Annotated in this window: 6 protein-coding genes; all 6 read right to left on the bottom strand. The window is 74.2% G+C overall.

What is annotated here, in order from left to right; translation table 11 throughout:
• Positions 1-81: 81 nt before the first annotated feature.
• The 6 genes from AB1460_RS10355 to AB1460_RS10330 all read right to left on the bottom strand — a co-directional run bounded on the left by AB1460_RS10355 (position 82) and on the right by AB1460_RS10330 (position 12,264).
• Positions 82-1,776 (bottom strand): (2,3-dihydroxybenzoyl)adenylate synthase, encoded by a 1,695-nt coding sequence (locus tag AB1460_RS10355; protein ID WP_368960622.1) that lies wholly within the window; start codon positions 1,774-1,776, stop codon positions 82-84.
• On the bottom strand, positions 1,773-7,076 hold the full coding sequence (locus tag AB1460_RS10350) for a salicylate synthase (protein WP_368960621.1): 5,304 nt from the start codon (positions 7,074-7,076) through the stop codon (positions 1,773-1,775). The genes AB1460_RS10355 and AB1460_RS10350 overlap by 4 nt, the downstream gene beginning before the upstream one ends.
• On the bottom strand, positions 7,073-7,330 hold the full coding sequence (locus AB1460_RS10345) for an MbtH family protein (RefSeq protein WP_368960620.1): 258 nt from the start codon (positions 7,328-7,330) through the stop codon (positions 7,073-7,075). Before AB1460_RS10345 ends, AB1460_RS10350 begins: the two co-directional genes overlap by 4 nt.
• A gap of 93 nt (positions 7,331-7,423) precedes the next feature.
• Positions 7,424-9,268 (bottom strand): ABC transporter ATP-binding protein, encoded by a 1,845-nt coding sequence (locus AB1460_RS10340; protein WP_368960618.1) that lies wholly within the window; start codon positions 9,266-9,268, stop codon positions 7,424-7,426.
• On the bottom strand, positions 9,261-10,979 hold the full coding sequence (locus AB1460_RS10335) for an ABC transporter ATP-binding protein (protein WP_368960616.1): 1,719 nt from the start codon (positions 10,977-10,979) through the stop codon (positions 9,261-9,263). Before AB1460_RS10335 ends, AB1460_RS10340 begins: the two co-directional genes overlap by 8 nt.
• Before the next feature lie 187 nt (positions 10,980-11,166).
• Positions 11,167-12,264 (bottom strand): FecCD family ABC transporter permease, encoded by a 1,098-nt coding sequence (locus tag AB1460_RS10330; protein WP_368960615.1) that lies wholly within the window; start codon positions 12,262-12,264, stop codon positions 11,167-11,169.
• Positions 12,265-12,317: the final 53 nt, after the last annotated feature.

Raw genomic sequence — 12,317 nt, 5'->3', positions numbered from 1 at the left:
GGCGGGACGAACCGATCTCATGAGTGCGGGCCGGGCCGCCGGGGACAGGGGCGGGCACCGGCCGGGGTCAGCGGGGTGGTGTCACTGTTCGAGCCGGCGACGCAGCTCCCGCTTGTCGATCTTCCCGACGGCCGTGTAGGGGAACTCGTCGACGACGGCCAGGCGGTCGGGCAGCATGAACCGGGCCAGGCCGCGGTCCCGCAGGTAGTTCTTGATCTCCTTGAGCCGGACCGCGCCGCCCGTGACGGGGACGACGGCGGCGCAGACGCTCTCCCCCACGTCGGGGTCGGGCAGGCCGACGACCGCCGCCAGGGCGATCGCCGGGTGGGTCAGCAGGTGCTCCTCCAGCTCCCCGGCCGAGACGTTCTCCCCACCCCGGTTGATCACGTCCTTGACCCGGCCCTCGACGACCAGGTGGCCGGTCGGGAGCTGGCGGACGAGATCGCCGGTGCGGAAGAAGCCGTCGGAGCCGAAGACGGTGCTGTTGTGCTCGGCGGCCCGGTAGTACCCGCGGATGGTGTAGGGGCCCCGGGTCCACAGCTCCCCGACCTGCCCGGCGGCCACCGGCCGGCCGGACCCGTCGAGCACCCGGATCTCGTCGGCCTCGGCCAGCGGACGGCCCTGCGAGGTGAAGACGAGCTCGTCGGGGTCGTCGAGGCGGGTGAAGTTCAGCAGCCCCTCGGCCATGCCGAAGACCTGCTGGACGCGGGCCCCGAGCGTCGGGGCGATCCGCTGGGCCAGACCCTCGTCGAGCTTGGCCCCGCCCACCTGGACCAGACGCAGGCTGGTCGTGTCAGGCCCCTCCCACCCGGCGGCCTCGACCCACAGCCGCACCAGCGGCGGCACGGCCGCGGTGACGGTGACACCCTCACGGGCGATCAGGTCGAAGACGACGTCCGGGCTGGACGCCGACGCCATCACGACCGTGGCGCCCACGCCGAACGCGCCGAGGATCCCCGGGCACGCCAGCGGGAAGTTGTGCGCGGCGGGCAGCGCGACCAGGTAGACGTCGTCCGCGGTGAGCCCGCACACCTGGGCGCTGGCCCGGGCGTTGTAGGCGTAGTCCCGGTGGGTGCGCGGGATCAGCTTGGGCTTGCCGGTCGTCCCGCCGGAGATGAGCAGCAGGGCGATGTCACCCGGCTCCCGCCCCACCCCGGCAGCACCGGACGTCGCGGCCAGGCGGGCGGAGCGCCCGGCGGCGGCGAGCTCGGCGAACCCGGTGAACACGCCCTGGCCGGAGCCCGGTCCGGGGTCGCCGGCCACCAGGACGTGGCGCACCGAGGGGACGGCGTCGACCACCTCGCGGGCCAGCTCCCGGTAGTCGAAGCCCTCGTGCCGGTCGGCGACGACGTACCCGACCGCTCCGGACAGGCGCGCGAAGTGCTCGATCTCCACCCGCCGGTGGGCGGGCAGCGCCATGACACCGATCGCCCCGAGGCGCATCAGCGCGAACACGACGGTCACGAACTCGGCCCGGTTGGGCAGGTGCACCACCAGGTGGTCGCCGGGGCCGATGCCGAGGGACGCCAGGCCGGCGCTGAGGTCGTCCACCGCCTCGTCGAGCGCGGCGTAGCTGATCCGCTCGGACCCCGAGACCAGCGCGGTGGCTGGTCCGAACCGGCGGGCCCACTCACGCAGCAGGCCGTCCAGTGTCTGGTCGCCCCAGTACCCGGCGTCCTGGTAGCGCTGGACGAACTCGGCCGGCCACCGCACCCAGCCCTCGTTCGCCTCCCCCGGGTGGGGGGTTGGCACGGGTGCCGTCGACGGAGCGGTCATCGGGGGCCTCCTGTGTCGCCGAGTTCGTCGGCGACCTCCTCGTCCGTCATCGCCGCGATCTCCAGGACGATCGTGGCGACCCGCTCCGACCGGCCGGGCACGGTATCGGCCGCGCGGATCCGGTCGGCGAGCGTCGCCACGGTCGGGGCCGCGAACAGGGAGCGCACGCTGACCGCGGTCGTGTCCAGCTCGTCGCGCAGCCGCCGCACCACGGCCGTGGCGAGGACGGAGTCGCCACCGAGTGCGAAGAACTCGTCGGTGACGCCGAACTCCGTGATCCCCAGCACGTCGCACCAGACGGTGTGCACGACCCGTTCGAGGTCGCTGCGCGGCGGCGTGCGGTCACCGGAGCCGCCCACGGCCCGGCGCACGGCCGCGGTGACGGCCCTCCGGTCGATCTTCCCGTTCGCCGTGAGCGGCATGGCGTCGAACGTGACGACCAGGTCCGGCACCATGTGCGGCGGCAGTACCCGCCGCAGGCCCTCCCGCACGGCGGCCGACAGCTCGGTGCCTGTCGGGGCACCGGCGGGGACGATCCCGGCGCCGAGTGCGGCGGGATGCCCGCCGGCACCGTCGACGAGCACCGCTACGCCGGCCTGCACCTCGGGCAGGGTCGCCAGCGCAGCCTCGACCTCGCCCAGCTCGATCCGGAAACCCCGGATCTTGACCTGGTGATCGCGCCGCCCGAGGAACTCGACCGTGCCGTCGGGCTGGTAGCGGGCCAGGTCACCGGTGCGGTACCAGCGCAGGCCTGCGTGCTCGACGAACCGGTCCGCGGTCCGCTCCGGATCACCCAGGTATCCGCGGGCGACACCGTCCCCGCCGATCCACAGCTCGCCGGCGACGTGGTCGGGGCAGTCCCGCCCGAGCGGATCGACGACACGCAGCCGGACGTTGCGCAGCGGCGTCCCGTACGGCACGGACCGCCACCAGCCGGGCACCGGCTCGGCGCCGGCGACCTCGCACACCGTCGAATGGATCGCGGTCTCGGTCGTGCCGCCGAGGCCGAGGAACCGGGCACCGGGAACCGCAGCGACCAGGCGGCCCGGCAGGTCGACGCCGACCCGGTCGCCACCGAGCAGGACGGCGCGCAGCGACCCGCCGAGCTCCACCCCGGCGGACAGCACCAGGTCGAGCACCGTGGGCACGCAGTTCAGGATCGTCACCCGGTGGTCGCGGACCAGTTCGGCCCAGCGCCGCGCCTCCCGCCGGGAATGCTCGTCGACCAGCACGACCGCACCGCCGACGGACAGCGGCGCGAACAGGTCGAACACCGACAGGTCGAAGTCGAGCGCCGACACCGCCAGGGTGCGGTCGCCGGCGCCGAGGCCGAGGCGTTCGGCCAGGTCGTCGATGGTGTTCACCGCCGCCCGGTGCCCGACCTCGACGCCCTTGGGCTGGCCGGTCGACCCTGAGGTGAACAGCACGTAGGCAGGCCTGTCCAGCCCGCCGAGCTCGGCGGGCGCCTGCACGTCCGGCTCCACAGCCGGACCGGCGGCCGGGTCGGCGGCCGGGTCGGTCGCCTGGTCCGAGTGCTGGTTCGCGGCCTGGTTCGAGGCCTGGTTCGAGGCCGGGTCAGGGGCCTCGTCGGTGGTCGTCTGGTCGGGCGTGATCTGGATGATCGCCGGGGGGACCCCGTCACGCGGCGCGTCGGTGATCAGGACGGTGAACCCGGCGGCCCTCGCGATCCGCTCCACCCGGGCGGACGGCTGCTCGACGCCCACCGGCACGTACGTCCCGCCCGCCGCCAGCACGCCGAGGACGGCGGCCACCTGGGACGGTCCCTTGGGCAGGCTGACGCCGACCAGGTCACCGCGGTGCACGCCGTGGCGCGCCAGCGCACCGGCGAGGGCCAGCGCCCGGGTGCGCAGCTCGCCGTAGGTCAGGGCGGCGGGACCGTGCTCGCCGTCCCACAGCAGGGCGGGGGCGTCGGGAGTGTGCCCGGCCCGCGCGAAGAACGCCTCGTGCAGCAGGCGGGACGGCGACGGCCCCGCGGTGTCGTTGACCGCCCGGCGGACGTCGCGGGCCGTGCCCGGCAGCAGGTCGTCCACGGCGGTGTCCCAGGCACCGGCGGCACCGGCGGCACCGGCGAGGTCGCGGACGAGCCGCTCGAAGGCGCCGAACATCGCGTCGACGACGCCGGGCGGGAACTCGTCCTCGCGGACGTCCCAGTTGACCAGCAGGCCGCCGTCGAGCTCGGTGACCTGCGCGTCCAGCAGCACCTGCGGACCCTGCGAGATGATCCAGACGGGGTCGCCGAAGTGGCGGCGGACGCCGGCGTCGAACAGCTCGCCGAGCCCGAGCGCACTGGTGAACACGACCGGGGCCAGGACCTGCTCGCCGGTGCGGCGGGTGAGGTCCCGCAGCACCTCGACGCCGGAGTACTCGGCGTGCGCCGCGTCGGCGTGCAGCCGGGCCTGGACCTGGCGCACCCGGGCGGCGAACGGCAGCTGTTCGGTCAGGTCGACCTCGAGCAGCACCGAGCTGGTGAAGTCGCCGACCACCTGGTTGATGTCGGCGTGGACAGGCTCGCGGTCGAACATCGGCACGTTCAGCACGAACCGCGACTCGGTGCTCCATCCCGCGAGGACCTCGGCGAAGGCCGTGGCCACCGCCATCGCCGGGGTGACGCCCCGGCTGTGGGCGGCCCGGAGCAGCGCCTCGCGGGTCGACGGCGGGAGGACGAAGTACCGGCGCGAGACCGTCGGACGTCCCTGCGCCCCGGCGCCGGCGCCGGCAGCCGCGGGACCGGCAGCCGCGGTGAGGTCGGTGGTCGCCGCGGCGCGGGGCAGGCCGGGGGCTCCGGGCAGACTCGGCAGCCGGCCCTGCCACCATTCCGCCGCGGCGCGCGCGGCGGCTGCCCGGGCCGGGCCGCGTGCGGCGCGGTACTCACGGTAGGTGTAGCCCGGCGGCGGCAGCACCTCCGCCGGCCGGTCGTAGAAGTGCGCGAGGTCGGCGAGCAGGACGCGGTAGCTGACCGCGTCGGCGGCGACCATGTCGACGTCGAGGTGCAGCCGGCTGCGATCGCCCGGCAGCAGGCTCAGCGCGGTCGCGAACACCTCGCCGGCCTCGATGTCGAGCTTCTCGTGCGACATCAGGTCGCGGATCTCGGCGAGTCGGGCCTGGGCCGCCGCCTCGTCCAGGTCGCGCAGGTCGTGGACGGTGAGCCCGCGCCAGCCGGACGTCTCCTCGATGACCTGGGCGCCGTTGTCGGTGACCCGCATGCGGAGCATGTCGTGGCGGGCGATGAGCTTCTCCACCGCGAGACGCAGCCGCTCGGGGTCGACGCCGTCACCGTCGAACTCGGTGAACAGGTGCGCGGCGACCTGGCCGAGCGGCTGGCCGCCGTCCCGGCCCACCCAGTAGGCGTGCTGCATGAGCGCGAGCGGGAACTCGCCGCCCGCTCCCGGAGCCGCCTCGGTCGCCGTACCCGCCGTGGGAGGCGCACCCGGCTTCCCCGCGGTGTCGAGCGCCGGACCCGCGACGGACTCGGCCGCGGTGCCGGCGGTCAGCCCGGGGCCGACGGGGGTTGCCTCGTCACCACGGCCGCCACCGCGCCCGCCGATGGGCTCACCGTGGCGAGCCGGGGCACCGGCCGGGGCGGCCTCGGGCGCCCGGATGGACAGGATCTTGAACCAGCCGTCGACAGTCGGGTTCTCGGCGAGCTCGCCGAACGAGACCGGCACCCCGGCGCGGCGCCACCGCCCGACGGCCTTCATCAGCGCAATGGATTCCAGCCCCAGCTCGAACAGGTTCTCCTCGTCGCCGATCGCGGCGGGCTCCTCGTCCAGCAGCTCGGCGACCATCGCCCGGATGGCCTCGATGTCGGACCCGAGCACCGGGCCGGCCGCGGCGGCGGCGGACGCATCGGCCGGAGCGGGTGCGGGAGCGGAGGCCGCCGGGGCGGGGGCGGGGGCGGCGACGAGGAAGCGGCTGACGCTGCGCAGCTTCTCCCGGGTCTCCTCGGCCTCACGGACGGGGTCGGACTGCGCCACGATCCCGGCGCCGGCGCGCAGCCAGGTCCGTCCGTCACGCTGGAACACGGTGCGCAGCACGAGCGCGGCGTCCATGGAGCCATCCGCTCCGACCATCAGCACCGCGCCGCTGTACAGCCCACGCGGGCCCGTCTCGTAGCCGGAGATCGCCGCGCAGGCGGCGGCTTTGGGCACACCGGAGGCGGTGATGGAGGGGAAGACCGTCCCGAGGGCGTCCCAGGCGTCGCGGCCGGCGGCGAGGCGCCCGGCCACGCGGGAGGCGAGGTGCTGGACACTGCCGCGTTCGAGCACGGTCATGAACTCGTCGACGGTCACCGAACCAGGCCGGCAGAAGCGGCTCAGCTCGTCCTGGCAGGCCTGCACGGAGACGGCGTGCTCGTAGATCTCCTTGGGGTCGGAGCGAAGCTCCTCCCGCAGCTCGCCGTCGGTGGCGCGCTCACCGGTCAGAGCGCGGGTGCCGGCCAGCGGCTGGGTGGAGACAAGGCCGTCGGCGGCCACTTCGACCACGGTCTCCGGGCTGAAGCCGGCGGCACGCAGGTAGCCGGTGTCCAGGAGGAAGGACCGGGCGGGGGTGTTCCCGGCCCGCCCCGCCTCGTAGGTGGCGACCAGGTCGACGTCCCCGTCAACGGGCACGACCCGCGAGAGGATCACTTTGCGCAGCCGGTCGGCGCGGATGTCGGCGACCGCGGTGGCCACCGATCGCTGGTAGGCGTCGACCCCGTGTTCGAGGTCGACGGTGAGCAGCGGACCGGTGGCTGCCGGCGGCGGCGCCGACATGACGACCTCCACCAGGTCGTCCAGGTCGTCCAGGTCGGACGACTCGGACGACTCGGACGCGCCGACCTGACCCAGGTCGGGCCGGTCCCGCGGGTCGTCGGCGTCCAGGGACCGCACGACGGCGACCCCGTCGGTCAGCCGCACCTCCCTGCGCGGAATGACCAGGTGCAGCAGCGGGTCGGGACCGGCCGGCACGGCGAGGCCCGCCAGCAGGTGGCTGAGCTCGAACGCCGCCCAGCCGTACGCCCGCCAGTCCGTGAAACCGAGACCGGCGAGGATGTCGGCGACCCTGCCCAGCGGGGCGGGGCCGGGTGGCTCGACGTGCCAGGGCCCGGTGCCGGTGCGGTGGCGCAGCTCGCCGGCCCGCAGCTCGATCTCGGCGAGCACGCCGACGCCGAAGGACCATTCGCCGGCACGCTCGTAGACCACGAACGGCCCGCCGGCGCCGCGGGCGAGGCGTGCGGCGACGGTGGCCGGCGGCTGAGCGAGCGGGACGGTCCTGCGATGGCTGTTCGACGGCGAGCTCACCGCGGGGTGGGTTCGTCAGAGTCGGGGGCACCTGCGGACGCGGCGGCGGCCATCTGGGCGACCAGGCTGCGCGGACGCAGATCCGTCCAGTTGGCCTCGACATAGTCCAGGCAGGACTGGCGGGTCTCCTCGCCGTGAACGACGGTCCAGCCGGCCGGGACGGCGGCGAAGCTCGGCCACAGCGAGTGCTGTCCCTCGTCGTTGATCAGGACGAAGAAGTTCCCGCTCTCGTCGTCGAAGGGATTCGTCGACATGCCTGCCGTCTCCTTGGATCGCACCAACAGAGTAAAGCCGACCTAAGTCGGCCTTAAGTGAGGTTAGCTTAAGGAGTACGCCTTTGTCAGCCCTTAGGCGCGATCGCGGGCAACCTGGCCGCTCTGCGTTTGACCAGGCACGGAAGGTGCGGCATCGGCGGCGACGATCCGTCCGGCGACCAGCCCGATGCGGCGCGGCAACCGGTCAATGGTGGACTGGCGGTGCGCGATGACGATCAGGGTCCGACCGGGGCGCAGGTGCTCCACCGCGGTCTCCAGCCGGCGTGCCACATCCGGGTCCAGATCGGCGGTGGCCTCGTCCAGCACCAGCACCGGCGGGTCGACCAGCGCGGCCCGCACCAGGCCGACGATCTGGCGTTCGCCCGCGGACAACGACTCGCCGCGGGCCCCGACCGACGCGTCCAGCCCGCCGGGCAGGCCCGCCACCCACTCGGTGAGACCGAGGCCGGCCACCGCCCGCTCCATCGCCGCCCGGTCGGGTTCTCCCGGCGCCAGCGCGAGGTTCTCCGCAAGCGAGCCGGTGATGATGTGGACCTGCTGGGGCACCAGCACGATGCGACGACGGATCTCGGTGGGCGACACGGTGCTCAGATCGACCCCGCCGAACGCCACCACCCCACCGTCGGGCTGGTAGAGCCCGCAGAGCAGCTTGGCGAGTGTGGTCTTACCGGAGCCGGTGGTGCCCACCAGACCGGCGCGGTCGCCGGCCGGGAAGGTCACCGACACCCCGCGGAGCACCTCGTCCCCCGTCGCCCCGTACCCGAACCGCAGCCCTGTGGCCACCAGCTCCCCGCGCGCCGGCAGCAACCCGCCTTTCGCCGGCCCGTCGGCAGCAGCGCCCCCGACGACCGCGCCCTCCGCGGCAGGGCCCTCGGTGGACGGGGCAGCGGCTGCCGGAACAGCAGTCGCCGGAATGTCGGTGGCCGCGACGTCGGTCGCGTCGAGCAGGTCGGCCAGCCGCGCCACGCCCACCCGGGCGGTCTGCAGCTGCCCGACCAGCCGGGACAGCCCGGCCATCCCCTCGAACAGGTTGCGGGTGGCCAACACGAAGACCACGACAGTGCCGACACCGAGATGGCCGGCCCGGGCAAGCCACACACTCAGCAGCAGCAGGGTGGCCGTCGCCAGTCCTTCGAGCAGGTTGAACAGCTCCAGCCGGTTCTGCGCCCCGATCGTCCCGTTGGACGCCCGCAGCAGCTCGTCGTTCTCCCGGCGGAACCGCTCGACCCACTCGCCGGGACGTCCGACGACCACCAGCGCCTCGCCGGCGGCCAGCGTCTCGGTGAAGGTCGCGGTCATCGACGCGTCCGCCGTGGCCTGCCCGCCGAACGCCGTGCCGGCCACCCGGTCGAACCAGCGGACGACCGCGACCGCCGCGGGGAGGAACAGCACGATGAGTACCAGCGACAGCAGCGGCGAGTAGACGATCAGCACGCCCGTCGTCAGCACGACGGTGAGCCCGACACCGAGCAGGTTCGGCACCTGCTCGCGGATGAACAGGGCCAGGTCCGCGATCTCTCCGGTGGCACGCCGCAGCAGATCCCCGGTGCGGTGCGCCTCCACGAACCGCAGCGGTGCGCCGGCGAGACGTTCCACGACGAGGTCGCGCAGGTCCTGCACCACCCGTTCGCCGGCGCGGGCCAGCAGTACCTCCGACCAGCGCAGCAGCAGCATGCGGGCGAGGACGAGCACGGCGAGACCGCCGACCACCCATCCCAGCGCCGCGCGGTCCCGGGCGATCACCGCGTCGACGCCGCGGCCGACCACGGGGGCGATCCCGACCACAGCCGCGGTGCTCGCGACCGTGACGACGAGCGCCAGCACGAGCACGGCGCGGTGCGGGCGCAGGTACCCCCACCCGTGGCGCACCACCCCGGAGGTGTCCGGATCCTCGCGCAGCAGGCGGATCTCAGCCACGGTGGCCTCCGGTGGTGGGCAGGGCCGCCCCGCCGCCGGCCGGCGCCGTGGCCCCGCCGTCAGCGGATGCGGTGGTCCGGTCGGGGGGTGGCAGGGTCACGACCCGGTCCGCGGCGGCGAGCACCGCCGGCCGGTGCGACACGATGACGAGCGCGCCGTCCGGGCTCCACGCGCGCAGCCGCCGCAGGACGGCCGCCTCGGTCTCGACGTCCAGTGCCGAGGTGACGTCGTCGAGCACCAGCACCGCAGGACGTCCGAGCAGCCCGCGGGCCAGCGCCAGACGCTGGCCCTGCCCGCCGGACAGGGTGCCGCCGCGCTCGCCGAGCACGGTGTCGTACCGGTCGGGCAGGCTCATGACGAACTCGTCGAGCGAGGCCGCGTGGCAGGCGGCCCGCAGGTCGGCCAGCTCGAGGTCGCGGCCGAGGCGCAGGTTGTCGGCGATGGTTCCGGAGAGCACGAGCGGGCGCTGCGGGACGAGCCCGATCCGGGAGAGCACCTCGGTCCGCGCCGCCGACCGCAGGTCGACCCCGCCGAAACGGACGGCGCCCGAATCCGGATCATCGATTCGGCACAGCAGGCGCGCCAAAGTGGACTTGCCCGACCCGGTCGGCCCGGTGACCGCGACGAACTCGCCGGGCGCGGCGCACAGGTCGACCGGCCCGAGGACGGTGCGCCCGTCGTGGCGGACCACGACCGCCTCGGTCTGCAGGACGCCGACGGCGGGCAGTGGTACCGGGTCGGCGTCGTCGGCCATCCCCGGGGTGCCGAGCACCTCGGCGATGCGGGTGGCGGCGACGCGGGCCTGGCCGCGGCCGGCCAGCAGATCCACCAGGATCGCGACGGCCAGCGCGAGTGTGGTCATCCAGGACGTGAACGCGACCAGGCCGCCGATCGTCAGGTCGCCGCGGATCGCGGCGGCCCCGCCGATGCCCAGGCCGACCGCGATCGCCAGCCGGGGCAGCGCCGACGGCACCGCGGACCACCAGGCCGACACCCCGGCAACCCGCAGCGACGAGCTGGTCACGGAGCGGGAGAGGTCGTGGTGGCGGCGGACCAGTACCCGCTCGCCGCCCAGGCCCCGTACGGCGGCACTGGCGGCCAGCAGGTCCTCGACGGCGTCCGCGCGGGTGCCGTGCGCCTCGGAGAGCGCCTCGTTGGCGGCGTCGTAACGGCCGGGGAAGAACGCGTTGGCCAGGCCGACCAACGGGACGGTGACGAGGCCGACGACGAGCAGCAGCGGGTCGAGCAGGCCCAGCGCCGGCAGGACGACGACCAGAGTGACGATCACCCGGACCCAGATCCCGAGGTTCTGCAGCCACATCCGGACGAGGTCGACGTCCCGGGTGACCCGCATCACGAGGTCGCCGCGCCCGAAGCGGGCCAGCGCCGGGCGGTCCAGCACGGTCACCTTGTCGATCAGGGCACCGCGCAGCCCGTGGGCGACCTGGTTGGCCGCGATGCCCGACCACCACTGGCCGCCCATCCCGCCCAGCAGGAAGGCGAGGGAGACCAGCGCGGTGACGAGCGCCCAGCGCACCGTCTGCCCGACGTCTAGAGGGGTGATCCCGTCATCGAGGGCGCGCTGGATGCACCAGGGCAGCGCGAGCATCGCCAGCTGTTGGACGAGAGTGGCAAGCACGCTCAGCGACAGCGGCCCCGGCATCGAGCGGAGCTGTGCCCACAGGACGGTGTTGCCGGCCGACATGGTCATCTGGGACCACTCCAGGATGGGTGCCCGGCCCGGACGGGCGGCGCCGGAGGGCGCGCCCGGTGCGCGGGGCGAAGAGACGGGGTCGCAGTGCCTACGACGGGACAGCCACGCATCGTCACACGATGCACCACTGGCATTTTAAGTAAACTTAAGTTTAATGATTGTCGATAGTCAATCGATACCGGCCTCACAGCCGCCGCCGCTGCCGGGACAGGAGCCACACCAGGTACAGACCGCCGACCGCGTTCGTCGCCACTCCCACCGGAAGCTGCGAGGGCGCGAACGCCCGCTGGGCGGCCAGGTCCCCTGCCGCCACCAGCAGTGCGCCGAGCAGCGCCGCGGGGAGGAGCCCCGCCCCCGCCGTGCGCGTCAGGTGCCGGGCGAGCTGGGGCGCGGCCAGCGCCACGAAACCGATCGGGCCCGCCGCGGCCGTCGCGCAGGCGGCGAGCGCCGCGCCCGTCCCGAGCAGGGCGAGCCGGGTGCGTTCCACCGGAACGCCCAGCGCCCGCGCGGTGTCGGTCCCCATCGCGAGCATCGACAGCCGCCGGCTCAGATAGAACGCGACCGGCAGCAGCACCGCCATGGCGATCGCGAGCGGACGGACGTTGTCCCAGCTCCGCCGGTTCAGGCTACCCAGCAGCCAGGTCTGCGCGGTGATCGCGTCGCCGAGCGTGGCCCGGGCGATCAGGTACGAGTTCACCGCCGTGAGCATGGACGCCATCCCGATCCCGACCAGGATCAGCCGCGGGCCGGCGACCCCGCGGCGGAACGACAGCAGGTAGATCGCGACCGCCGTGGCCACCCCACCGAGGAGTGCGCCGAGGGACGTCTCGTAGACGGTGCCGTGCAGGACCAGGATGACGAGGACAGCACCCGTGGACGAGCCGGCGGTGAAACCGATGATGTCCGGGCTGCCGAGCGGGTTCGCCGTCATCGTCTGGAAGATCGCCCCGCTGACCGCGAGGGCGGCACCCACCATGATCCCGGTGAGCAGCCGCGGCAGCCGCAGCGTGCGGACGACGAAGTCCGTTCCCGAGCCGCCCCGGCCGAGGATGCTGTCGACCACCGCCCCGACCGAGACGTGGTAGTCGCCCGTCGTCATGGTCACAGCGCTGGCTGCCAGGATGGCGGCGAACAGGCCCGTGCACACGGCGACCACCCGGCCGTCGACCCGCAGGGACATCCGGTCACCGCGGTCGCGGAAGACCCACCCGCGCGTCGTGGCCCCGTCCACCGCCCCGTCCACCGTTGCGTTCGCCGCACCGCTCACCGCCGCCCGCGTCATCGCCCGCTCACCTCCCCGCACCAGCCGTGGCCGTGGCCGTGGTCATCGTCGCC

The organism is Parafrankia sp. FMc2 (assembly GCF_041008525.1).
Lineage (GTDB): Bacteria > Actinomycetota > Actinomycetes > Frankiales > Frankiaceae > Parafrankia.
The sequence above is the reverse complement of the archived record's forward strand: the minus strand, read 5'-3'. Positions and strand labels throughout refer to the sequence as shown.